Raw genomic sequence first — 23,623 nt, forward strand, 5'->3', positions numbered from 1 at the left:
TGTTGGACGCATATTTCTACATCATCCTGGGTGTCGGCCTGCTGTCCACCCTCATCTGTGTGGCGGCGGGCATCATGAAGAAGGCCCCGAACGACATCACCATCCTCTCGGTAGCCGCCGTCGAACTGGCCCTACTGGTCTACCTGGTGGGTTCCATCGTGCGGGTCATCGCGGGGGAGCAGATCGCCGGAGAGGCCTGGGAATTCTGGGGCTACCTCGCCACCGCCCTCCTGCTGCCCGTCGCCGCCGTATACTGGTCCATCCTGGAACGGACCCGCTGGAGCAACTTCGTCCTGGCGGCCGTCGGAGTCACCGCCCTCGTCATGGCCGCCCGCATGAATCAGATCTGGTACTGAAGTGGAAGAAGCACGCAACGTGACTGATACGTCCGAACACACCGGCAAACGCACCGCCGACACGAGAAACACCGGTCCCGGCCGGCTCCTCATCGCTGTCTACGCCATCTTTGCCATTTCGGCTACCGCACGGGCCGGCTACCAGATCCTCACCAAGTTCTCCGAGGCGCCGCTGGCCTACCTGCTCTCCGCCTTCGCCGCCGTCGTCTACGTCGTGGCCACGGTGTCGCTGGCCAAGGCTGGCCGCACCTGGTTCAAGGTGTCCCTGGTCGCTGTCCTGGTGGAACTGGTCGGCGTCATTATCGTGGGGGCGCTGAGCCTCTTCGACTCCGTACAGTTCCCGCACGAAACCGTGTGGTCCGCGTTTGGCCGCGGCTACGCCTTCGTTCCGCTGATCCTGCCGGTCCTGGGCCTCATCTGGCTCTACCGGCGGCGGCCGGCAGCCCCGGCTGCCTAGGGCTCGGATCTAGCGATTCTCGTCGGGCAGGTCCACCTCGATCAGCTCACCGGGCGTCACAGACCGGTGCGCCGGTGGCACTGAGTCAGTTGTACTCGGTGCTGGGCCGGATTGTGTAGGTGGTTCCTGGTCCTGCTCTGTCAGCGGAGCCTGCTGCGGTTGCGGGCTGCCTCCAAGAATGCCGCCGAGGATATCGCCAAGCCCGCCTGAACCCAGGCCGCCTGAGCCCTGCCCGCCGCCACCCAGCCCGCCGGAACCAAGGCCGCCCAGGATTCCCCCGAGGATGCTTCCCAGGTCGATTCCGCCGCCTCCGGCCGGGGACGGCTGTGCGCCGGATCCCTGTGCGCCGGAATCCCGTCCGCCGAGGACCTTTTTGGCCAGATAGGACATGACGATCGGGGCGAGGATCGGCAGCAGCCGGCGGACGAGGTCTCCGCCGACACTGCCGAGGTTCGCTGTTCCGGCAAGCCGGTTGGCCACTTGGTCCTGCTGGCCGCCGAAGACATGGCCAACGATCTTTTCCCCGTCCCGGGTGTCCACCTGCGACGGGTCCACTCCGCCGTCGGCCAGTCCGTTCCGGTGCCTGGCCAGTTCGGATTCCAGTGCTGCGGCGCCATCCGGCGCCTGGACGTTGCTCTGCATTCCGGCAAGCAGCGTGGGCACGGCGGCTTCGACGGCGGCCTGCGCGGACGCCGTATCAGTCCCCAAGAGGGACGCGATCTGTTGGACCGGGATCTGTCCCAGCAGCTCCTGGACATCACTCATGGCGTGGCTCCTTCCGGCCCGCTCATCCCGCAGGCGATCCGTGGTCAAAACGCGAATGAAACTCCGATTGAAACTCTGACAGCCCAAGGCAGCACTGCCCGGCCGCTGCCTCTGCATCCTAGCCGGGCGTGTGTGCAGGCGGTAGGCCGCCCGGCCGTCCATGACAGTCAGGGATTGCGGGTAACCTTAGAGAGTTCCGGCCCTGGCGCGCCGGGAGCAAGTTCAGTCAGGCAGTAAAAGGCGAGGTTGATGGTCCACATCTGGAACGACCCGACCGAGGTCCCCGAAGACTTTGGTCCTTCCGTTGTCACTATCGGCAATTTCGACGGCGTCCACCGCGGCCACCAACAGGTGCTGTCCCAGCTCATCAGGACTGCGCGGCTGAACAGCGCCAAGTCGGTTGCCGTGACGTTCGACCCCCACCCGGCCCTGATACACCGGCCGGAAAGCGCGCCCGAACTGATTATGGGCCTGCACGACAAACTCCAGGCGCTGGGCGAGCTCGGACTGGACGCCATACTTGTCATGAAGTACTCCCTGGAGCTCGCCAGCCTTACCCCTGAAGAGTTCGTCGGCTCGGTCCTCGTGGACAGCCTTCACGCCAGCCATGTGGTGATCGGCCACGACACCCGCTTCGGCAAGGGCAACTCCGGCGACCTGAACACCATGCAGGAGCTGGGGGAGAGGTTCGGCTTTGAGGTCCTGGTCATCAGCGAGTTCGGCTCCGAAGGCTTCCCGCTGCATGACGACGGCGGGACGGACCGCCGCTGTTCCTCCACCTGGGTGCGCGAAGCGCTGCGGGAGGGAGACGTCGACACCGCCGCCGCTGTCCTGGGCCGCGCACACCGGATGCGGGGCGAGGTGGTCCACGGCGCCGCGCGTGGCCGGGACCTCGGTTTCCCCACCGCGAATCTCTCCAGTGATGCGAGCGGCCTGATCCCTGCGGACGGCATCTATGCGGGCTGGCTCGTGGACGAGGCCGGGACGCGCTGGCCGGCCGCGATCTCCGTTGGCTCCAACCCCACTTTCGACGGCGTGAGCCGACAGGTGGAGGCGCACGTCATCGACAGGCCCGAAGAGCGCATCGAGGACTTCGATCTGTACGGCCAGACAGTAGTCGTGGAGTTCGTGACCAGGCTGCGTGGCATGGTGGCATATCGTGGGCCTGAAGCCCTCGTGGAGCAGATGCGCCAGGACGTCCTGCAGACGCACGACATCCTGCTCAAGCGCTGACCCGCGCGTTCCACACGGAACTGCACCACGCAGTCCCGCCCCACACAGTATTGGCAAGGAAGGCGACGCTGTGACCGTAGAGAAGAACACCAGGAAACTGGACAAGGGGATTGTGCGCGATTTCAGTTCCCGCATGAGTTACGCGTCCTACCTTCAGCTGCCCACACTGCTCAGCGCCCAGCAGCCCGTCAGCGTCCCGGAACACCATGACGAACTGCTGTTCATCATCCAGCACCAGACCACGGAGCTGTGGCTCAAACTGGTGCTTCACGAGCTCCGCAGTGCCGCCCAGTGGCTGCGGTCCGATGACCTCGGCTCGGCCCTGAAGGGCATCGCGCGGGTCAAGCACATCCAGAAGACCCTCACCGAACAGTGGTCCGTCCTGGCCACGCTTACCCCCACCGAGTACGCGGAATTCCGCGGCTTCCTGGGCAATTCGTCCGGATTCCAGTCCAGCCAGTACCGTGCCGTGGAGTTCGTGCTGGGCAACAAGAACAGGAAGATGCTTCCCGTCTTCGAGTCCGATCCCGAAGCGCACGCCCTGCTGACCGAAGTCCTGCACGCACCGAGCATCTATGACGAATTCCTCGCCTACCTCCACCGCCAGGGCTTCGACGTTCCCGAGGAGGTGCTGACCAGGGATGTGACCCGGGCGCATGAGTTTGAACCTGGACTGGTGCCTCTGTTCAAGCACATCTACGAAAATGCCGCGCAGAACTGGGGTGCGTACGAGGCCTGCGAGGAGCTGGTTGACCTGGAGGACAACTTCCAGCTGTGGCGGTTCCGGCACCTGCGCACCGTGCAGCGCACCATCGGCATGAAGACAGGCACCGGCGGCTCCACCGGGGCCGCGTTCCTGCAAAAGGCCCTTGAGCTGACGTTCTTTCCGGAGCTGTTCGCCATGCGTACGGAGATCGGACAATGACCACGCAAGCAGCCGACGCGCTGCTTCAAAAGGCCACACGCCTCGACGCCGGCGATCCCCTGGCCAGGTACCGGGGCCTGTTCGTCGGCGCGGACACTGACCTGTCCTACCTGGACGGCAACTCCCTGGGCCGCCCGCTCAAGCGGACCGCCGGAGACATAACCGCCTTCATCCAGGAGGGCTGGGGCGGGCGCCTGATCAGGGGCTGGGACGAGGAATGGCTGGACATGCCCCAGGCCATCGGCGACCAGCTGGGGCGTGCAGTGCTGGGCGCCGCCGCGGGCCAGACCATCATCGCCGACTCCACCACCGTGGTGCTGTACAAGCTGATCCGGGCAGCGCTGGCCGCCGTCGGGGATCCGGCGCGGACCGAGATCGTGGTGGACACGGACAACTTTCCCACCGACCGGTACCTCGTCGAGGGCATCGCCAAGGAGGAGGGGCTGACCCTGCGCTGGATCGAGGCGGATCCCGCCTCAGGTGTCCACCTCGAACAGGTGAGGCAGGCCCTGGGGCCGGCCACCGCCGTCGTCCTCCTTAGCCACGTGGCCTACCGCTCGGGGCACCTCGCGGACCTGCCGGCCATCACCGCTGCAGTGCACGACGCCGGTGGCCTGGTGGTCTGGGACCTGTGCCATTCCGCAGGGTCCGTGGAGCTGCAGCTGGACGCGTGGAACGTGGACTTTGCCGCGGGCTGCACGTACAAGTACCTGAACGGTGGCCCGGGTTCGCCCGCCTTCGCCTACGTCAATGACCGGCACCTGCCCCGACTCGCGCAGCCCATCTGGGGATGGATGGGCAGGAAGGACGCGTTTGAGATGGGGCCCGGCTACGAACCGGCCGCCGGCATCCGCGGTTTCCTGAGCGGCACGCCGGCCATCTTCGGAATGATCGCCATGCGCGGCACGCTGGACCTGATTGAAGAGGCCGGCATGGCCGCCATCCGGGAGAAGTCGCGGCAGCTCACCGCCTACGCGCTGGAACTGCACGATGCCTGGCTCGCGCCGGCCGGGGTGATGCTTGCTACACCCCGGGATCCGGACCGCCGCGGAGGCCACATCACGGTTGACCATCCCGCCTTCCGTGAGGTGACGGCGGCGCTCTGGGAGCGGGATGTCATCCCGGACTTCCGCGCTCCGCAGGGCATCAGGATCGGACTTTCGCCGCTGAGCACCGGCTTTGCCGAACTCCACCGCGGTATGGCCACCATCCGGGACCTGCTTCCGGGGGCGTGACCAGCCCTGTTGCCGTTTCGACAAGATTGCAATATGGCCGGTAAACTAAACGGTGGATCCGGCTGCAGTCCGTGGTTGCTGGGTCCTGTCTTGTGCGGAATGTTCTTCGGAACTCCGCGCCGGCACCCCCGGCAGTGAATTACTGACTCGGGCCTCACGGCACATCTCTAGGAGTTATTGTGGCACTTGACGCCGCCGTAAAGCAGTCCATCATCAAGGAATACGCAACGTCCGAGGGCGACACCGGTTCGCCGGAGGTCCAGATTGCGGTTCTGACTCAGCGGATCAAGGATCTGACTGAGCACATGAAGGAGCACAAGCACGACTTCCACACCCAGCGCGGTCTGCTGGCCATGGTTGGTCGCCGCAAGCGCATGCTGACCTACCTGAAGAACACCGACATCGCCCGCTACCGTTCGCTCATCGAGCGCCTCGGCCTGCGCCGCTAGTCTGGTTTTGAGGCGGCCCATTCCTGCCGGAACGGGCCGCCTCGTCAGTACATAAAAACTAAACAGGAGGATCAACCGCATCACGCATTCGCGGTCCTCGGTAGTGATCCCCGGGAAGCTTCGCAGACTGAAGCCGGCCCGTGGGTCTCGATCGATGACCGGGTGCAGGGCCAGTAGACAGATGCTGGGCTGGGTTGATGCGGCTGGACTTCCGTTAATCAAGAAACGGAGGTGACTCTCTTGGAGGGTCCCGAAATCCAGTTCTCAGAAGCAGTCATTGACAATGGCCGCTTTGGCAAGCGTGTAATCCGCTTCGAAACCGGCCGTCTTGCCAAGCAGGCAGCCGGCGCAGCCATGGTGTACATCGACGAAGACACCGCACTGCTCTCCGCCACCACCGCCGGCAAGCACCCGCGCGAAGGCTTCGACTTCTTCCCGCTGACCGTGGACGTCGAAGAGCGCATGTACGCCGCCGGCCGCATCCCGGGCTCGTTCTTCCGCCGTGAAGGCCGCCCGTCCACCGAAGCCATCCTGGCCTGCCGCCTGATGGACCGCCCGCTGCGCCCCGCGTTCGTCAAGGGCCTGCGCAACGAGGTCCAGATTGTCGTTACCGTTCTGGCGATCAACCCGGACGAGCTTTACGACGTCGTGGCCATCAACGCTTCCTCGATGTCCACCCAGCTCTCCGGCCTGCCGTTCTCCGGCCCGATCGGCGGCGTCCGCGTTGCCCTCGTCGCCGACGAGCAGGGTTCGCAGTGGGTTGCCTTTCCGAAGCACTCCCAGCTCGAGAACTCCGTGTTCAACATGGTCGTTGCCGGCCGCGTTGCCGGTGACGACGTCGCCATCATGATGGTCGAGGCCGAAGCCACGGACAACTCCTGGAGCCTCATCAAGGAACAGGGCGCCACCGCCCCCACCGAAGAGGTTGTTTCCGAGGGCCTGGAGGCTGCAAAGCCGTTCATCAAGGCTCTCTGCGAAGCCCAGCAGGACCTGGCAGCCCGCGCCGCCAAGCCCACCGTCGAGTTCCCCGTCTTCCTGGACTACCAGGACGACGTGTACGCCGCCGTTGAGGCCGCTGCGACGGAGAAGCTCACCGCTGTCTTCCAGATCGCCGACAAGCAGGACCGCGACAACGCAGCCGACGAGCTGAAGGACGAGGTTGTTGGCTCCCTCGCCGAGCAGTTCGAAGGCCGCGAGAAGGAGCTGTCCGCAGCATTCCGCTCCGTGACCAAGCACGTGGTCCGCCAGCGCATCCTCAAGGACCAGATCCGCATCGACGGCCGTGGCCTGACGGACATCCGCCAGCTCACCGCCGAGGTCGAGGTCCTGCCCCGCGTTCACGGCTCTGCCATCTTCGAACGTGGCGAAACCCAGATCATGGGTGTCACCACGCTGAACATGCTCAAGATGGAACAGCAGATCGACTCGCTGTCGCCGGTAACGCGCAAGCGCTACATGCACAACTACAACTTCCCGCCGTACTCCACCGGTGAGACCGGCCGCGTCGGTTCCCCGAAGCGCCGCGAAATCGGCCACGGTGCCCTGGCCGAGCGCGCGCTCGTGCCGGTGCTGCCGTCCCGCGAGGAGTTCCCGTACGCCATCCGCCAGGTGTCCGAAGCCCTTGGCTCCAACGGCTCCACCTCCATGGGCTCGGTCTGCGCCTCGACGCTGTCCATGCTCAACGCCGGTGTTCCGCTGAAGGCCGCCGTCGCCGGCATCGCCATGGGCCTGGTCTCCGACCAGGTGGACGGTCAGACCCGCTACGCAGCACTGACGGACATCCTTGGCGCCGAAGACGCCTTCGGTGACATGGACTTCAAGGTTGCCGGTACATCCGAGTTCGTCACGGCCATCCAGCTGGACACCAAGCTCGACGGCATCCCGGCGTCCGTCCTGGCAGCAGCGCTGAAGCAGGCCCGCGAGGCCCGCCTCCACATCCTCGAGGTCATCAACGCCGCGATCGACACCCCGGATGAGCTCTCCGAGTTCGCTCCGCGCGTCATCGCCGTCAAGATCCCCGTGGACAAGATCGGTGAGGTCATCGGCCCCAAGGGCAAGATGATCAACCAGATCCAGGAGGACACCGGCGCGGACATCTCCATCGAGGACGACGGCACCGTGTACATCGGAGCCACCAACGGCCCGTCGGCAGACGCCGCCCGGTCCGCGATCAACGCCATCGCCAACCCGCAGGTCCCGGAAATCGGCGAACGTTACCTGGGCACCGTGGTCAAGACCACCACGTTCGGTGCATTCGTCTCCCTGACCCCGGGCAAGGACGGCCTGCTGCACATCTCCGAGCTGCGCAAGCTCGCCAGCGGCAAGCGCGTGGACAACGTCGAGGACGTCGTCTCCGTGGGCCAGAAGATCCAGGTCGAGATCACCAAGATCGACGACCGCGGAAAGCTGTCCCTGTCTCCGGTTGTGGCTGAAGAGGAAGGCGCCGGCGAGGCCGATCGCGTTCACGCTGCGGCTCCAGCAGAAGGCTCGGACGCGTCCGAGTAGTTCCGGGCTCCGGCAGCTGAGTGCTGCCGGATCCCATAGGGCGGGGCCGTTGGTTGTACCACCGGCCCCGCCCCGTTTAACCCCCACCCAACCCCCGCTTGCGGCGGCAAAACAGCCCACGTCAGAGCCACGCCGACGGCGGGCCCGCTGGTACGATTGCAGGCAGATTTGGCTCCGCTTCCCGAAAGGCCTTGATGACTGTCGTACCCCTGCCGCTGGAGCAGAACCACCCCGGCGACACCCTGATCCACGGAGCCGACGGCGGTTCGGAAGTCCGCCGTTCGGTCCTCCCCGGCGGGGTTCGCGTGCTGACTGAGGCCATGCCGGGGCAGCGTTCAGCCACCATCGGGTTCTGGGTGGGCGTGGGATCACGCGACGAAGCGCCAGGACAGCACGGCTCGACGCACTTCCTTGAGCATTTGTTGTTCAAGGGCACCAAGAGGCGCACCGCTCTCGAGATCGCTTCCGCCTTTGACGAGGTGGGTGGCGAATCCAACGCCGCCACCGCGAAGGAGAGCACCTGCTACTTCGCCCGCGTGCTGGATACGGACCTGCCAATGGCCATCGACGTCATCGCCGACATGATCACCGGCGCCGTGCTGGACCCCGCTGAGATGGAGCAGGAGCGGGACGTCATCCTCGAGGAAATCGCCATGGACAGCGACGACCCCACGGACGTCGCGCATGAACACTTCGTGGCCGCCGTACTCGGCACCCACCCGCTGGGGCGCCCCATTGGCGGCACTCCTGACGCGATCCGCGCCGTGGCGCGTGACTCCGTCTGGGACCACTACCGGCGCTACTACCGCCCGGACGAGCTCGTGATCACCGCCGCCGGCGGTTTGGAGCACGACGTCGTCTGCCGGCTTGTGGTGGCTGCGCTCCACTCAGCCGGGTGGTCACTTGAGCCCGGGGCGGCCCCCGTGGACCGTCGCTCCACCGCGCGCGCAGAGATCACCGGCACGGCGGGGCTGCACGTGGTCACCCGCCCGGTGGAACAGGCCAACATCATCATGGGCTGTCCCACCATCGTGGCCACCGATGAACGCCGCTATGTCATGAGCGTGCTGAACGCCGTGCTCGGCGGCGGGATGTCGTCACGGCTGTTCCAGGAGATCCGCGAGAAGCGCGGGCTCGTGTACTCCACCTATTCCTTCGCCTCGTCCTACGCCGACGCCGGCTACTTCGGCATGTATGCCGGCTGCACGCCCACCAAGGTCCGCCAGGTTCTGGAACTCCTCGGCGCCGAACTCGACAGTCTCGCGGCCGGCGGCATTTCCGATGACGAGCTCCGCAAAGCTGTGGGGCAGCTCTGCGGCGGGATCGTCCTGGCCTTGGAGGACACGGGCTCCCGCATGTCGCGGCTGGGCCGCGCCGAGCTGGTCTCCGGTGAATACCAGGACATCGACGAGACCCTGCGCCTCATCAAGGCCGTGACGGCGGAACAGGTACAGGAGCTGGCCAGCGAGCTGGCCGCGGCGCCCCGGACCGTGACGGTGGTCGGCCCCTTCGACGAATCGGAAACCTTCGGGCTCTGAGTTCGGGGAGAAACGATGGACCAGCCGCAGCCGGGAACAGCGCACGAAGCGCTCGAGATCTTCGTCGGCCGCTGGCTGGGAACCACTGAACTGGCTGCCTCGCCGTGGGGTCCGGCACGCACGGCCACTGCGGAGGTGACGTTTACCCGCGCGGCCGGAGGATTCGCCGTCGTGCAGTCCTACCGCCACACCGAAGCCGACGGCACACACTTCGAAGGGCACGGGGTCTTCACGGTGGACCCGGACCACGACGAAACGCTCTGGTACTACGTCGACAGCATGGGCAAGCCGCCTGCGGCGCCGGCCCGCGGTGCCTGGCACGACTCCACCCTCACAGTGGAGCGGCACAGCGATCGCGGGACCGCCCGCCACACTTTTCGGGTGGACCAGGGCGTGCTGACCCATACGGCTGAACTGCGGCTGGGGGAGGCCCAGGAGTTCCAGCCGTTCATGACCTCGATCTGCCACCGCGCCTAAAGTCAGTACCAGGCGCTCAGCCCACCAGTTCGATGACCCGTGTCTGCGGGGTGCCGGACAGGGCCGGTGCGACGTCGGGGGAGTTCCATACGTTTTCGCGCAGCTTGGCCAGGAACTCCTCGGCCTGGTCACGTCGCTCGAAGTCCAGTTCCACCACGATGTACCGGTCGTCCTCCACCGGGCGGCCGATCCGGTGGGCTACGACGCCGGAGCCCGCCCGGTCCGCAGGGTCGCGGTCAAAAACCGCCTTCCACGATTCGAAGTCCTTGATGGCGTGCTCAATCTGCAGGGTGAACATTTCCGGTCTCCTTTGGCCAGCCTCCGCTCCATGCCTGGTGTGTTCCATGCCTGGTGCGTTCCATTCCCCGCGCGGTCCGTTTCCGGCGCGGTGAAATGGCGAGGTAGTGCCATGGTAGGTCCCGGCACCCGGCCTTACCACCCACTCCCGCACCACCCAACTAGGTGGCAGCACAGGGCGTTCCCACGGCTGGGAAGGCCCTGTGCTGCGACCCAGTTGGGTCAGCCGCCGGCGAAGGGCGGCAGGACGTCCACCACGTCGCCGGCTGCCAGGACGGTGGTCCGGTCCCGGACGGCGACCTCGTTCAGCAGGAAGCTGCTGCGGGCCAGGATCCTGTCGAGCGGGGGCGTCCCGGCCGGAGGCTCAGGGCGTTCGACGTCGAGCACGGCGGCGAGGAGCGACTCCACCGTGGAGCCGGCGGGAAGTTCGAAGCGCTCTTCATCCACGCCTGCCGCGGCGCGTGCGGCAGCGAAGTATCGTACGTTCAAGGATTAGCCTCCGATGGCGCTCATGCTGCGGTCCGGCTGGACGAAGTCCGGAGCGTCGAGGCCCACGTGGTCCATGCCGTGGGCTTTGGGCTTCAGCCACATGGCATCCTGCCAGCGTTCGGCGAGCTGCTCGTCGCTGGCCCCTTGCCTCAGCAGGCCCAGCAGGTCGAATTCCTCGCGGGAGAAGAGGCAGCTCATGATCTTGCCTTCGGCGGTGATCCGGGTCCGCCGGCAGTCGGAGCAGAACGGCTCGGTGACCGAGGCGATGATCCCCACAGTACCCAGCACTGGGCCGTGTGAGTCTGCGGCGCCGGCCGAAGCGGCGGAACTGTGTGAATCAGCGGAACTGCCGGAATCACCGGAAACGGCCGTCCGGCGTCGTACTTCAAAGCGTTCCGCCGGTGCGCCGTCGCGGGCGCGCGGATCCGGGCTGAGCACGAACTCCTCGGAGAGGAGTTCCCGGATCTCCGCCGCGGTGATCATGTTCCGGCGGGTCCAGCCGTGGTCCGCGTCCAGGGGCATCTGCTCGATGAACCGCAGTTCGTAGCCGCGCTCCAGCGCCCAGGCGAGGAGGGACGGCGATTCGGTGTCGTTGATGCCCCGCATCAGCACGGCGTTGAGCTTCACGGGTCCCAGTCCGGCGGCCCAGGCGGCGTCCACTCCGGCGAGGACCCGGTCAAGGAACGGGCGCCGGGTCAGTTTGGCGAAAGTTTCCTCGTGCAGCGAGTCCAGGGAGACGTTGATGCGGGTCAGCCCGGCGGCCTTGAGGGCTGCAGCCTTCCGGTCCAGGCCCACACCGTTCGTCGTCATCGAAATCGGAAGCTCAGGGTGTGACTGGCGCAGCGCACCGATGATGTCGACGAGGTCGGCACGGACCAGCGGCTCGCCGCCGGTCAGGCGCAGCTCGCGCACGCCCAGCAGGTTCACGCCGATGCCCACGATCCGTACGATTTCCTCCCCGGTCATGACTGCCTGCTTGGCGAGCCACTCCAGTCCCTCGGCCGGCATGCAGTACGTGCACCTCAGGTTGCACTTGTCCGTGAGCGAAAGGCGCATGTCCGTGGCCCTGCGGCCGTAGCGGTCCGCGAGCCCGGCGGCAGCATCAGCCGGGCGGCGGGCGGGAACCCCGGCCGGGCGCGCATCCGAAAGGGGCTGCGAACCGGAACCGGGTACGCCTCCTTCAGGAAGCTGCGGTATGCCAAGCTGAACACTCATGACTTCAGGCTACGCCACCCCGGGCCGCCGATCACACCCGCCGCGTTCCGTGACTGGGCTGCGGCTGCGGACGGCGGCGACGCGCAGCCGCCAGGGATGACGGCGGTGCCGGATAGCGCTGGTGAACCTATGCTGGAAGGGTGAACGGGTCCCATGAGCCAGGCCGGCACCGGCGCCGGTGGGCGGCGGCCGCAGGCGTGGTGGCAGCCGGCACCGGACTCGTCGGCAGCGAACTCATCGCCGGCTTCGTCAGTCCTTCACTGTCAACCATGACTGCCTTGGGCGGCGCCGTCATCGACGCGGTCCCGCCGGGTGTCAAGGACTGGGCTGTTTCCCTCTTCGGAACAGCGGACAAGCTTGCCCTGCTGGCCGGCATGGCGCTGGGAATCGCCGCTTTCGCCGCCGCGGCAGGTGTCCTCGAGCTGCGCCGGCGCTTCGCGGGCGTCGCTGTCTTTGCCGTCTTCGGCGTCGTGGGCCTGGCCGCGGTACTGACCCGCGCCCAGGTGACCGCCGCCGCCGTCGTTCTTCCGCTCCTTGCCGCCGGGGTCGGAACGGCGGTGCTGCTAAAACTGGTCAGGCGCCTGGCTGCCACTGACGGTGGCGGGGATACTGACCCGCGGCCGGCCAGGCGGGGCTTCTTCCAGCTGCTGGGCGGCACCGCCGCCGGCGTCCTAGTGGGCGGCGCCATCGTCACCGTCTGGCGGGGCGGGGCCGCCGGCGTCAACGAGGTCCGACGGACCCTGCGGCTGCCCGCGCCGCAGTCCCCGGCGCCGCCCATTCCGGCCGGCGCTGACATCCGGCTGGCCGGGGTGGCTCCGCTGGTCACACCCAACCCTGACTTTTACCGCATTGACACCGCGCTGTCCGTGCCCGTGCTGGATTCCCGCGAGTGGAGGCTCCAAGTCACCGGGCTGGTGGAACGGGAAGTAGAGGTTTCCTTTGAGGACCTGCTGGCGAAACCCCTGATCGAGCGGCACGTGACCATCGCCTGCGTTTCCAACGAGGTGGGCGGCGACCTGATCGGCAATGCCCGCTGGCTGGGCTGGCCAGTCCGGGAGCTGCTCGCCATGGCCGGCCCCAAGCCGGACGCGGACATGGTCCTGTCCCGAAGCTCGGACGGCTTTACGGCCAGCACGCCGCTGGAGGTGCTCACCGACCGCCGTGATGCGCTGCTCGCCGTGGGCATGAACGGCGAGCCGCTGCCGCTCGAACACGGCTTCCCTGTGCGGATGATCGTTCCCGGGCTCTACGGGTACGTCTCCGCGACCAAGTGGCTCACCGAACTTAAGGTCACCAGGTTCGCCGACGACGTTGCCTACTGGACGCCGCGCGGCTGGTCGGAGCGCGGCCCCATCAAGATCTCATCCCGCATCGACGTGCCACGGAACGACGCCTCGGTACAGCCCGGGACCGTGGTGTTTGGCGGCGTGGCCTGGGCGCAGCACACCGGAATCGGCAAGGTCGAGCTGCGCGTGGACCGGGGCAACTGGCAGCCGGCCAGGCTCGCTCCGGGCATCTCGGTGGACACGTGGTACCAGTGGCAGTTCGGCATTGACCTGCAGCCCGGGCAGCACGAGGTCCAGGTGCGGGCCACGGACCTCAAAGGCACCGAACAGGCGGAGGAGCAGCGTTCGGTGGCGCCGGACGGTGCCACGGGCTTCCACACCATTAGAGTGGACGTGAAAACGTAGCCCATCAAAGGCCGGACCATGCACAGCCATTCGCAGCCGCACGACGATGCCGCCGTACGATCAGCCACGCCCGACGCCGGCGCTGCCGCCGTTGCCGCCGTTGCCGTCACACGCTCAGCCCACGCCGGCGCCCATGATCACGGCACCCACGATCACGGCACCCACGATCACGGCGCCCATGAGCACGGCGCCCACCGCAGCGTTGCAGACCACCGGCAGGCGGTCAGGGAGCTCCTCGAACCGTTGCTGTCCCCGGAACGGACTGAAAGGCTGCCGCTGGTCCAGGCGCTGGGCCGGGGGCTGGCGGAGGACATCACCGCGCCGTTGAGCCTGCCCCCGTTTCCGAACTCCCAGATGGATGGGTTTGCCATCCGCTCTGGCGACGTGCCCGACGGTGGGGCGGACCTGCGCGTGGCGGCTCCGGTGCCGGCGGGCGCGAAGCCCGCGCCTTTGCAGCCGGGTACCGCTGTCCCCATCATGACCGGTGCCATGGTGCCCGACGGTGCAGACGCCGTCGTACCCATTGAACGGGCCGTCCCCTCCACCTTTCCGGCGGCAGGGGAAGAGGCCGAGGTGAGACTGCCGGCAACGGCAGCCGGGACGTTCATCCGCACCGCCGGGAGCGACATCGAAGCCGGCCAGCAGGCACTGGCCGCGGGCACCTGCCTGGGCCCGGCGCAGCTGGGCCTGCTCGCCGCGCTGGGGCTGCCCGAGGTCTTGGTGCGCACGCAGCTTTCGGTCCTGCTCGTCACCACAGGCGATGAAGTGGTGGAACCCGGGGAACCGCTGGGCGACGGCAAGATCTACGACGCCAACGGCACGCTCCTGGAAGCCGCGCTGCGGCAGGCGGGACTTGACGTGACCAGGGCGGGCATTTCCGCCGACAGCCCGGACGCCCTGCGGACGCTACTGCGCAGCCACGCGTCCGCGATGGACCTGATTGTCACCACCGGGGGAGTCAGCAAGGGCGCGTACGAGGTGGTGCGGCAGGCCATGGACGGCCAGGACGTCGCGTTCCAGCACGTCGCAATGCAGCCCGGCGGCCCCCAAGGACTGGGAACGTTCGACGGCGTCCCCCTCCTTGCGTTTCCGGGGAACCCCGTCAGCTGCCTCGTCTCCTTTGAAATGTTCCTCCGCCCGGTGCTGGGCGAACTGTTTGGCGCGCCCGCGCCCAGGCCCGCGGTCCGGGCACGGCTGGCACAGTCGCTGTCTTCCCCGCCCGGCAAGCACCAGATCCGGCGCGGGTCCCTGCAGGCTGACGGCACAGTCCGGCTGCAGGGCGGCGAGAGCTCGCATTTGGTGCAGGCACTGGCCCACTCGAATGCCCTGGTCCACGTACCCGTGGGCACCGCCGCTCTCGACGAGGGCGCCGAGGTGGAAGTATGGATGCTGTGACTTCAGATAATGACCACGGCGCCCTGACCCATCTGCGCCGTGACGGCACGGCCCAGATGGTGGACGTCTCAGGAAAACCGGAGACCACGCGCGAGGCCACGGCCACGGCGACGGTCCGCAGCACCGCCGAGGTCCTGGCTTTGCTGGGCAGCGGCGGCCTGCCCAAGGGCGATGCCCTGGCCGTGGCCCGGGTTGCCGGGATCATGGCAGCCAAGAAAACGCCTGAGCTGATCCCGCTGTGCCACCCGCTCCCGATTTCAAAGGTGACCGTCGACTTCGAACTGGGACCCGAGACGGTGGACATCCTGGCGACCGTCAAGACCCGGGGCGTGACCGGCGTCGAAATGGAGGCCCTGACTGCCGCCTCCGTGGCGGCGCTGAGCGTCTACGACATGATCAAGGCCGTGGATAAACACGCCGTGCTCACGGACATCAAGGTGCTGGCCAAGAGCGGCGGCAAGAGCGGGGACTGGGCCCTGTGAGCAACCATCCTTCGAAAACCCCGGCACCGCACCTCCACGGCGAGGTGCAGGGCCGGAAGGCCGGCGTCGTGATTGCCTCAACGCGCGCCGCCTCCGGCGTCTACCAGGACGAGACCGGGCCCGTCATCACGGACTGGCTCGCCGAACACGGCTTCGTGCCGTACCCGGTCATGGTGGTGCCCGACGGTGAACCGGTGGGCGCGGCGATCCGCGCGCTCCTGACCCAGGAACCCGCCGTCGTCATCACCAGCGGCGGCACCGGCCTGAGCCCGGACGACCAGACGCCGGAAATGACGCTGCCGCTGCTGGACCGCGAAATCCCCGGCATCATGGAGGGCATCCGCCAGTTCGGAACGGCGAAGACGCCCCATGCCATGCTGAGCCGCGGACATGCCGGTTCGGCCGGCCGGACTTTCATCATCAACCTGCCCGGATCACCCAAGGGGGTCATGGACGGTCTCTCCGTCCTGGATCCGGTGATCGGGCACCTATGCGACCAGTTGGAGGGCGGACATGGCCACTGAGGCTTCGTTCGAAGTAGTAACCGCAGTGCTCAGCAGCGAACCCATCTCCGTGGACCAGGCCATCGCCGCCGTGGAGTCGGAGACTGCCGGAGCGGTGGTCAGCTTCAGCGGCGTGGTCCGGAACCACGACGGCGGCAAGCCGGTCGACCGGCTCAGCTACAGCGCCCACCCCACGGCCCGGAAGGTGCTGGATGACGTCGTGGCGCAGCTGGTGGCGGAGCAGGCGCAGGCGGCTGGCGCCGACGCGGTTCCTCCGGTCCGGATCTGGGTCGCGCACCGGGTGGGCCCGCTGGAAATCGGCGACCCAGCCCTCGTCTGCGCGGTATCGGCCGCCCACCGCGGGCAGGCCTTCGCCGTGTGCTCCGAGCTCGTGGACCGGGTCAAGGCGCAGGTGCCGATCTGGAAAGAACAGTTCTTCAGCGACGGCACCGTTGAGTGGGTTGGGGCCGGCGAGTAGGGCCACAGCGCCGGTGAGTAAACGACCACAGCGCCGGGGGACTGGAGGCCCCGCGCGTGAGGTAACGCATGCGCTCCGGTTCCGTCCGGCGGACCCCCGAACGGTAGTGTTGAATCCATGACCCAACAACTTCCTGTCGCCGTTCTGGGCGCAAACGGGCGCATGGGCGCCGAGGCCGTCAAAGCTGTAGAGGCCGCTCCCGACATGAAGCTCGTCGCCGCGCTGGGACGCGGTGACTCCCTCGATTCCTTGCTCGACGCCGGTGCCCGGTACGTCGTCGACCTCACCGTTCCGGAGAGCACCGAGGAGAACGTCCGCTTCGCCGTCGAGAACGGCATGCATGCCGTGGTGGGCACCACGGGCTGGGACCTGGGCAGGCTGGAGTCGCTGGAGACCCTGCTGGCCGGCCACCCGGAGGTCGGTGTGCTGATTGCACCCAACTTCGCCCTGGGCTCCGTGCTCACATCGGCATTCGCTGCCAAGGCGTCCAAGTACTTCGAATCCGTGGAGATCATCGAACTCCACCACCCGGACAAGGTGGACGCGCCGTCGGGTACCGCCGTGCGCACTGCCCAGCTGGTAGCAGCGGAACGCGAGGCGGCCGGCGTCGGCCCCAGCCCCGATGCCACCACCACTGAGCTGGCCGGCGCCCGCGGCTGCGAGGTGGACGGCGTGCGCGTCCACAGCGTCCGGCTCCGGGGGCTCGTGGCGCATCAGGAAGTCCTGTTGGGCGGCCCGGGGGAGCAGCTGACGCTCCGCCACGATTCCTTTGACCGGGCGTCGTTCATGCCGGGTGTCCTCCTGGGCGTGCGGAACGTCGCAGCCCATCCCGGGCTCACCGTCGGCCTGGACGGCTACCTGGACCTGGGGCTGTAGCGCAGTGAAACCGCTTCTTGGCTGGCTGAGGACAAACCGCACCAAGATCTGGGTAGGCGCGGTGACGCTCCTGCTGGTCTTCTATCTCGTGGTGTCCTTCCAGCGCTCCGTCCTGCTGCTGACCGACGCCGAGCCGGTGGCCAAAGCGATCGGCGCGGCGTACCTCGTGCTGCCGGTGATTGGTGCCTGGGCACTGATCCGGGAACTCCTTTTCGGCGCCCGGACCGAACAAATGGCACGTGTGCTTGAGGCCGAAGGTGGCCTGCCGGAGGACAACCTGCCCCGCACGCCGGCCGGCCGCATCATCCGGGCTGCCGCGGACCAGGAGTTCGAGAAGTACCGCGCGGAAACGGAAGCCGCCCCGGACGACTGGCGGTCCTGGTTCCGGCTCAGCTGCGCCTATGACGCGTCGGGTGACCGGAAGCGGGCACGTTCCTCTATGCGCGATGCCGTGCGGCTGTTCCGCGCCTCCGGCGACGCCCTGGCCCGGTAGTTACCGGATTTTTGCCGGCTGGTGCCGGCCCACCTGGTTGGCGGCGTGCCCGAGCCATTCCAGCGGACCGCGCCATTTCAGGATTACGAAGACCATTCCGATCACCACGGCCAGCGCCGCATGTGCGAAGTACATCCCGTCCTCGGTCCAGCCCACGGGCAATGGCTTGAGATGGAACGACGCCACCACGCAAACGTGGGCGGTGTACAGCGTCAGCGTCATGGCGCCCGGTCCCCGCAGCGGAAGCAGCAGGTCCAGGGCCAGCCACTGCCCCAGCCTGCCCACCAGAAGGCAAAGGCCGACGACGGCGGCCGCCACGCCGCTGGTATGTAGCAGGTCCAGCGTGGTTCCGGAATGGGGCGCGCTGCTGGCCAGCCACCACCACGATCCCTCCTGCCGGACACCGGCGAGATTGACCTGCAGGAGGCTGTCCAACGGATAGTTGGGGTCCGTGAGGATGTCCTGCAGGGCGGCGCGGCCACCCCACTGCTCCATCGCCGCCGTGCCCAGGACCTTGGAGAATGCCGCCACGGCAGTGCCGCCGAGCAGCAGCAACACCGGAACGATTGCCGTGGTCAGCGCGAGCCTGCCGATGATGAGCCCCACGAGCAGATACGAAATCCACTGGAACACCGGGTAGTACCCCGTCAGGAACAGGTCACCCAGCAGCTGGCCCGGACTGGTCAAGTCCTCCCATCCCGGGTTGTGGTTGAGCTGCAGCGGCGGATCTGCGGCCATGAGCCAGGGCCGCAGCAGGAAGGCAATCAACGGGGACAGCAGGATCCAACCCGCTGCCCAGGCGCACAGGGCCTTCAGCCGCAGCCCGATGAACGGCAGAATGCACAGGAACAGCACGGCATAATGCACCAGAATCACCGCGATGTTGACGTCAAGCCCGCCGAGTGCGAGCCCGACAACGGCAATGACCAGGGCGCGCATCGCGATGCCGCGCCGTGCCGCCGTCAGTGCGGGTCCGTCAAGGGGCTGTTGCTTGCCGGTGGACAGCGCGAGGCCAATGCCCGCGAGCACGGCAAACAGGGCGGCGGCACGGCCGGAGAACGTCAGGCCCACCCAGGTGGGGGTCAGTGCGGCATTGGACTCGAAGGTCGGGAGCAGGTGCGTGGCCATCATGCCCAGGAGGGCCAGGCCGCGGGCAGCATCGATACCGGCCAATCGGACGCCGGTCGCCGGCCTCTTCGCTGTCTTGGACGATGCAGCCGTGCTCCGCGAGGTCATGGTGTGATCGTCTCATATCCGCAGTGCAGGCCTGATTTTCGTGAACCGCGGTCTCCGCACGACGTCGTGAATCACCGTCGTGTTCCAGGCGGCCTGGGTGAGGGTCCGCGAAAATACGAACTTGGGCATCTCCCGCCAGATCCCGGCGAACTTGGCCATGGGCGGAGAGGCCGGGATTCTGGTCGGCCGTGGGCCGGAAATCGGCCATCAACTCATGGGTGATGCGCCCGGACATGAAGGCACCATCGTCCGGAAGCGGAAAGCGGCAGGTCGCCGTCGTACCTTCCAGTGACGCATTCGGGAATCCGGCGGGACAGGACAGGACGTGGTTGGGGACTACCGACTGGCATACCCCTTAGTCAGGATTGGCCCCGTCTTCAAAGTTGGCCTTGACAGTCAGGATTGGTTTGGGCGCGACCTTGTATTCGAATATATGTTCGAATAGTATTTCGGCATGAAGAAGTCATCAGGGCGTCCTGCAGGCCACCAACTGGAAGGGCGCGAGCTGGGCGGACACCGGCTCAAGAGTGACCCCCTCAAGGCCCCTGCGCTCCGGGTGATGCGCCCAGGGCCGACCCGCTCAGGGCTGATCCGGCGAAGGGTGATCCGCTGAAGGCGATGAGCCCCGGCGTGGTGGACTTCCTTTTCCGGCAGCTCGTGGCGGGGGAGCCTGCCGAGGACGTCCAGTGGGGCCGGGAAGGCGTTGCACTCTCCGACCAGGCGCCGGGGGCGGAGCTGGCACGCCGGCTGTCGGAAACGGATATCGATGCGCTGACGCCCACGGAGCTGTTCCACTACGTCCGCGCCGCACAGCGCCTCACCCTGTGGGTCGAATCGTTGCGGGAGGTGGCCGTTGAGCGGTACTGCTCGGGGGCAGACCCCGCCTAGGATGGGCTCGTGACCGCACCGCTTACCGTATCCGCCATCCAGTACGCGGCCCTGGACGGCGGCATCGACACCAACGTGCCTGAGCATGTGCGCCTCATCGAGGACGCCGACTCGCACGGTGCCAGGCTGGTGGTATTTCCCGAGCTCTCCCTCACGGGGTACAACCTGCGGCTGCTACGCGGCGGGGACCAATGGGACAGTGACCAGCCGGGCGGGGACCAGTGGGTGGTGCCCGCGGATCCTCGTTTGGACCCCATCCGGGAGATCTGCGGCAGGACCGGCATCACCGCCGTCGTCGGCGCGCCGTTGCGGGAGCCGGACGGGACGCCCCGGCTCGCATCCCTCGCTATCCACCCAAACGGCGCGGAAGAGGCTGCCTTCAAGACGCACCTGCATGGCGACGAGCAGTCCCTGTTTGAAGCAGGGCCCGGGTTCGAAGAAGGGCAGAGGTTCGTAGCAGGGCAGAGGTTCGGGCCGGGGCAGGGGCCCGAACAAGGGCACGAGCCGCTCCTGCTGGACGTGGACGGCTGGAAGGTCGCCCTGGCCATCTGCTTCGATGCTGCCCATCCGGCGCACTCCGGGGCTGCTGCCGCTGCCGGAGCCGACGTGTATGCCGTCTCGGCGCTCTACACGCAGGACGAAGGCCACCGGCTGGGGCTGCATCTTGGAGCGCGAGCCATGGACAACCGCATGTACGGCGTCCTTGCCAACCTCGGTGGCCGCACGCCGCTGGGGCCGTCCTGCGGCCTGAGTGGTTTCTGGGGGCCGGACGGGCTGTCGATGCAACAGGCTGGCGGTGCCGGAACGGAAGTGGTCACCGCTGTCCTGCGGCGGGGTTCCCTGGACCGGTACCGCGGCTAGCGTGCGCGCCGGAATTTGACGTTCATCACGCTGCGGCCATTGTCCTAACCTGCACGTGACAAGGTAACGTTTTTCCCATGGCTGACACTTCCGCGAACATTCCTGCCCTGGGCACCCTCCTGACCGCCATGGTCACCCCGTTCACCACTGACGGCAAGGTCGATTACCAGCAGGCCGCGGAACTGGCCAGCAAGCTCGTTGACGACGGCTGCGACGGCCTCGTCGTCACCGGAACCACCGGCGAGACGTCCACCCTCACCGACGAGGAAAACCTCGGAATGTTCCGCGCCGTGATGGAAGCCGTTGGCGGGCGTGCCGCCGTCATCGCCGGCACCGGAACCAACGACACCGCGCACTCCGTGCACCTGTCCCAGGAAGCCGCCAAGCTGGGCGTCGACGGCCTGCTGATCGTCACGCCGTACTACAACAAGCCCAGCCAGGCCGGTGTCCGGGCGCACTTCGAGACGGTCGCATCCGCCACGGACCTGCCTGTCATGCTCTACGACATCCCCGGACGGTCGTCCATCGAGATCGCGCCGGACACCATGATCCGCCTGGCCCAGCACCCGAACATCGTGGCCGTCAAGGACGCCAAGGCCGACTTCGCTGCGGCCACCCGCGTCCTGGCCGAGACCGACCTTGCCTTCTACTCCGGCGATGACGGACTGACCCTGCAGTGGATGGCCCTGGGCGCCGTCGGCCTTGTGGGTGTCACCACGCACGTCGCCACCCGCCGCTTCCGTGAGCTCATCGACGCGATCAACGCGAACGACCTCGGAACGGCCCGCAAGATCAACTTCGAGCTTGAGCCGGTAGTGCGCGCAACGATGACCCGTGTCCAGGGTGCCGTTGCCGCGAAGCAAATTCTTAAATGGCAGGGAGTCCTGCCCAACTCGATTGTCCGCTTGCCCCTCGTGGAGCCGGACGAAGCCGAGATCGAAACCATCCGCGAGGACTTGGCGGAAGGAGGGCTGGTCTTTTCCTGACGGACTAAGGCCGGCACTCTCTTCCGTCTGGAAAGAAGTGCATTATGACCCAAGTAGCCCTCCCCGGCCTCGTTACCCCTCCCCGCCTTCCCCAAGGCACCCTGCGGATTGTTCCGCTGGGCGGGCTGGGCGAGATTGGCCGGAACATGGCTGTGTTCGAAATCGACGGCAAACTGCTGGTTGTCGACTGCGGCGTCCTCTTCCCCGAGGAAACCCAGCCCGGCGTTGACCTGATCCTGCCCGATTTCTCCTACATCGAGGACCGGATCAATGACATCGTCGCCGTGGTCCTCACGCACGGCCACGAGGACCACATCGGAGCCGTTCCGTATCTGCTGCGGCTCCGCAACGACATTCCGCTCGTGGGCTCCCAGCTGACGCTGGCGCTGATCGAAGCCAAGCTGCAGGAACACCGGATCAAGCCCTACACGCTGTCCGTCACCGAGGGGCAGGTGGAACAGTTCGGTCCCTTCCAGTGCGAGTTCGTGGCGGTCAACCACTCCATCCCGGACGCTTTGGCCGTCTTCATCCGCACGGCCGGCGGCACGGTGCTGCACACGGGCGACTTCAAGATGGACCAACTGCCCCTCGATGGCCGCATCACCGATCTCCGGCACTTCGCCAAACTGGGCGAAGAAGGCGTGGACCTGTTCATGTCCGACTCCACCAACGCCGACGTTCCGGGATTCACCACCGCCGAGAAGGAGATCGGTCCCACCCTGGACCGGCTCTTCGCCCAGGCCACCAAGCGCATCATCGTCGCCTCCTTCTCCTCGCACGTCCACAGGGTCCAGCAGGTCCTGGACGCCGCGGCCAAGCACGGCCGCAGCGTCGCCTTCGTGGGACGTTCCATGGTGCGGAACATGGCCATCGCCGCCAAGCTTGGCTACCTGCACGTGCCGGACGGCATCCTGGTGGACCTGAAGAACATCGACACATTGCCCGACAACCGCGTGGTGCTGATGTCCACCGGCTCCCAGGGCGAGCCCATGGCCGCGCTGTCACGCATGGCCAACGGAGACCACCGCGTGGTGGTGGGCCAGGGCGACACGGTCATCTTGGCCTCCAGCCTCATTCCCGGCAACGAGAACGCCGTCTTCCGCATCATCAACGGCCTGCTGAAGCTCGGCGCCGACGTGATCCACAAGGGCAACGCTAAGGTCCATGTGTCCGGCCACGCCGCGGCAGGGGAGCTGCTCTACTGCTACAACATCCTCGAGCCGCTCAACGCCATGCCGGTGCACGGCGAGACGCGCCACCTGATCGCCAACGGCAAGATCGCGGAGGAGTCGGGTGTTCCGGCCGCCAGCATCCTGCTTGCAGACAACGGCACCGTGATCGACCTGAAGGACCACCAGGCCGACATCGTGGGCCAGGTCGAGGTCGGGTTCGTGTATGTGGACGGTTCCAGCGTCGGCGAAATCACTGACGCCGACCTCAAGGACCGCCGTGTCCTGGGCGATGAAGGCTTCATCTCCATCATCACGGTCATCAACCGGGCCAACGGCAAGGTTGTCTCCGGACCCGAGATCCACGCCCGCGGCGTCGCCGAGGACGACTCGGTCTTCGACGACATCATTCCCAAGATCAACGCCGCGCTGGAGGAGGCGGTGCTCAGCAACGCTGACCACACCAACCACCAGCTGCAGCAGATCGTCCGCCGGATCGTGGGCACGTGGGTCAACCGCAAGCTGCGCCGGCGCCCCATGATCATCCCGGTGGTCCTGGAGGCATAACCACGGGTGCCCGGGGGTTGAACACAGCCCCCGGCGGCCCGGAAATCCGCGGTTCCG

General features: G+C 67.0%; 26 protein-coding genes. 21 read left to right on the forward strand and 5 right to left on the reverse strand.

Annotation, left to right across the window (positions count from 1 at the left end; translation table 11 throughout):
- Positions 1-2: 2 nt before the first annotated feature.
- A complete protein-coding gene (locus tag QF036_RS08830; protein WP_306922049.1) occupies positions 3-356 on the forward strand; it encodes a hypothetical protein in 354 nt (117 codons plus the stop codon).
- Position 357: 1 nt separating this feature from the next.
- A complete protein-coding gene (locus QF036_RS08835) occupies positions 358-813 on the forward strand; it encodes a hypothetical protein (RefSeq protein WP_373460122.1) in 456 nt (151 codons plus the stop codon).
- A gap of 9 nt (positions 814-822) precedes the next feature.
- Here QF036_RS08835 and QF036_RS08840 read toward each other — a convergent pair whose 3' ends face one another.
- Positions 823-1,578 (reverse strand): DUF937 domain-containing protein, encoded by a 756-nt coding sequence (locus QF036_RS08840; protein ID WP_307101039.1) that lies wholly within the window; start codon positions 1,576-1,578, stop codon positions 823-825.
- Positions 1,579-1,827: 249 nt separating this feature from the next.
- Here QF036_RS08840 and QF036_RS08845 point away from each other — a divergent pair, with 249 nt between their 5' ends.
- From QF036_RS08845 to QF036_RS08875, 7 genes are all read left to right on the forward strand, one after another.
- A complete protein-coding gene (locus QF036_RS08845; RefSeq protein ID WP_307101041.1) occupies positions 1,828-2,811 on the forward strand; it encodes a bifunctional riboflavin kinase/FAD synthetase in 984 nt (327 codons plus the stop codon).
- A gap of 70 nt (positions 2,812-2,881) precedes the next feature.
- Positions 2,882-3,736, forward strand: coding sequence for a tryptophan 2,3-dioxygenase (gene kynA / locus QF036_RS08850; RefSeq protein ID WP_307101043.1), 855 nt, complete (start codon positions 2,882-2,884; stop codon positions 3,734-3,736).
- On the forward strand, positions 3,733-4,971 hold the full coding sequence (kynU, locus tag QF036_RS08855) for a kynureninase (RefSeq protein ID WP_307101045.1): 1,239 nt from the start codon (positions 3,733-3,735) through the stop codon (positions 4,969-4,971). The genes kynA and kynU overlap by 4 nt, the downstream gene beginning before the upstream one ends.
- A gap of 179 nt (positions 4,972-5,150) precedes the next feature.
- Positions 5,151-5,420 carry a 30S ribosomal protein S15 gene (rpsO, locus tag QF036_RS08860; protein WP_003798808.1) on the forward strand — a complete coding sequence of 90 codons (270 nt, stop codon included), beginning with the start codon at positions 5,151-5,153 and terminating at the stop codon, positions 5,418-5,420.
- Positions 5,421-5,660: 240 nt separating this feature from the next.
- Positions 5,661-7,925, forward strand: a complete 2,265-nt coding sequence (locus QF036_RS08865) for a polyribonucleotide nucleotidyltransferase (protein WP_307105861.1) — start codon at positions 5,661-5,663, stop codon at positions 7,923-7,925.
- A gap of 194 nt (positions 7,926-8,119) precedes the next feature.
- The gene (locus QF036_RS08870) at positions 8,120-9,463 is read left to right on the forward strand and encodes a M16 family metallopeptidase (RefSeq protein ID WP_307101047.1); all 1,344 of its coding nucleotides are present in this window, start codon (positions 8,120-8,122) and stop codon (positions 9,461-9,463) included.
- A gap of 15 nt (positions 9,464-9,478) precedes the next feature.
- A complete protein-coding gene (locus QF036_RS08875; protein ID WP_307101049.1) occupies positions 9,479-9,940 on the forward strand; it encodes a DUF1579 family protein in 462 nt (153 codons plus the stop codon).
- Positions 9,941-9,956: 16 nt separating this feature from the next.
- On the opposite strand, the gene QF036_RS08880 is transcribed toward QF036_RS08875, so the two are convergent.
- The 3 genes from QF036_RS08880 to moaA form a co-directional block, all read right to left on the reverse strand.
- Positions 9,957-10,238, reverse strand: coding sequence for a hypothetical protein (locus QF036_RS08880; RefSeq protein WP_307101051.1), 282 nt, complete (start codon positions 10,236-10,238; stop codon positions 9,957-9,959).
- A 221-nt stretch (positions 10,239-10,459) separates the two neighbouring features.
- Positions 10,460-10,726 carry a MoaD/ThiS family protein gene (locus QF036_RS08885; protein WP_307101054.1) on the reverse strand — a complete coding sequence of 89 codons (267 nt, stop codon included), beginning with the start codon at positions 10,724-10,726 and terminating at the stop codon, positions 10,460-10,462.
- Between the two features lie 3 nt (positions 10,727-10,729).
- Positions 10,730-11,941, reverse strand: coding sequence for a GTP 3',8-cyclase MoaA (moaA, locus tag QF036_RS08890; protein ID WP_307101056.1), 1,212 nt, complete (start codon positions 11,939-11,941; stop codon positions 10,730-10,732).
- 269 nt (positions 11,942-12,210) lie between these two features.
- Between moaA and QF036_RS08895 the strand changes: the two genes are divergently transcribed.
- From QF036_RS08895 to QF036_RS08925, 7 genes are all read left to right on the forward strand, one after another.
- Positions 12,211-13,632: a molybdopterin-dependent oxidoreductase gene (locus tag QF036_RS08895; RefSeq protein WP_307105863.1), complete on the forward strand. Its 1,422-nt coding sequence runs from the start codon at positions 12,211-12,213 to the stop codon at positions 13,630-13,632.
- Between the two features lie 18 nt (positions 13,633-13,650).
- The gene (locus tag QF036_RS08900; RefSeq protein ID WP_307101058.1) at positions 13,651-15,027 is read left to right on the forward strand and encodes a molybdopterin molybdotransferase MoeA; all 1,377 of its coding nucleotides are present in this window, start codon (positions 13,651-13,653) and stop codon (positions 15,025-15,027) included.
- Positions 15,015-15,509: a cyclic pyranopterin monophosphate synthase MoaC gene (gene moaC, locus QF036_RS08905; protein WP_307101059.1), complete on the forward strand. Its 495-nt coding sequence runs from the start codon at positions 15,015-15,017 to the stop codon at positions 15,507-15,509. Before QF036_RS08900 ends, moaC begins: the two co-directional genes overlap by 13 nt.
- Entirely contained in the window at positions 15,506-16,033 is a 528-nt protein-coding gene (locus tag QF036_RS08910) for a MogA/MoaB family molybdenum cofactor biosynthesis protein (RefSeq protein ID WP_307101061.1), read from the forward strand. Before moaC ends, QF036_RS08910 begins: the two co-directional genes overlap by 4 nt.
- On the forward strand, positions 16,023-16,490 hold the full coding sequence (locus QF036_RS08915; protein ID WP_307101063.1) for a molybdenum cofactor biosynthesis protein MoaE: 468 nt from the start codon (positions 16,023-16,025) through the stop codon (positions 16,488-16,490). Before QF036_RS08910 ends, QF036_RS08915 begins: the two co-directional genes overlap by 11 nt.
- 117 nt (positions 16,491-16,607) lie before the next feature.
- Entirely contained in the window at positions 16,608-17,366 is a 759-nt protein-coding gene (gene dapB, locus QF036_RS08920; RefSeq protein WP_307101065.1) for a 4-hydroxy-tetrahydrodipicolinate reductase, read from the forward strand.
- A 4-nt stretch (positions 17,367-17,370) separates the two neighbouring features.
- Positions 17,371-17,859, forward strand: a complete 489-nt coding sequence (locus QF036_RS08925; RefSeq protein WP_307101067.1) for a hypothetical protein — start codon at positions 17,371-17,373, stop codon at positions 17,857-17,859.
- On the opposite strand, the gene QF036_RS08930 is transcribed toward QF036_RS08925, so the two are convergent.
- A complete protein-coding gene (locus QF036_RS08930) occupies positions 17,860-19,095 on the reverse strand; it encodes a heparan-alpha-glucosaminide N-acetyltransferase domain-containing protein (RefSeq protein ID WP_307101068.1) in 1,236 nt (411 codons plus the stop codon).
- Positions 19,096-19,216: 121 nt separating this feature from the next.
- Here QF036_RS08930 and QF036_RS08935 point away from each other — a divergent pair, with 121 nt between their 5' ends.
- From QF036_RS08935 to QF036_RS08955, 5 genes are all read left to right on the forward strand, one after another.
- On the forward strand, positions 19,217-19,387 hold the full coding sequence (locus QF036_RS08935; RefSeq protein WP_307101070.1) for a hypothetical protein: 171 nt from the start codon (positions 19,217-19,219) through the stop codon (positions 19,385-19,387).
- A 326-nt stretch (positions 19,388-19,713) separates the two neighbouring features.
- Positions 19,714-19,983, forward strand: coding sequence for a hypothetical protein (locus tag QF036_RS08940; RefSeq protein WP_307101072.1), 270 nt, complete (start codon positions 19,714-19,716; stop codon positions 19,981-19,983).
- A 9-nt stretch (positions 19,984-19,992) separates the two neighbouring features.
- A complete protein-coding gene (locus QF036_RS08945) occupies positions 19,993-20,844 on the forward strand; it encodes a carbon-nitrogen hydrolase family protein (protein WP_307101075.1) in 852 nt (283 codons plus the stop codon).
- A 77-nt stretch (positions 20,845-20,921) separates the two neighbouring features.
- The gene (gene dapA / locus QF036_RS08950) at positions 20,922-21,830 is read left to right on the forward strand and encodes a 4-hydroxy-tetrahydrodipicolinate synthase (protein ID WP_003798773.1); all 909 of its coding nucleotides are present in this window, start codon (positions 20,922-20,924) and stop codon (positions 21,828-21,830) included.
- 44 nt (positions 21,831-21,874) lie between these two features.
- Positions 21,875-23,566, forward strand: coding sequence for a ribonuclease J (locus QF036_RS08955; protein WP_307101077.1), 1,692 nt, complete (start codon positions 21,875-21,877; stop codon positions 23,564-23,566).
- The last annotated feature ends 57 nt before the right edge of the window (positions 23,567-23,623 follow it).

Source organism: Arthrobacter globiformis (assembly GCF_030817195.1).
Classification (GTDB): domain Bacteria; phylum Actinomycetota; class Actinomycetes; order Actinomycetales; family Micrococcaceae; genus Arthrobacter; species Arthrobacter globiformis_D.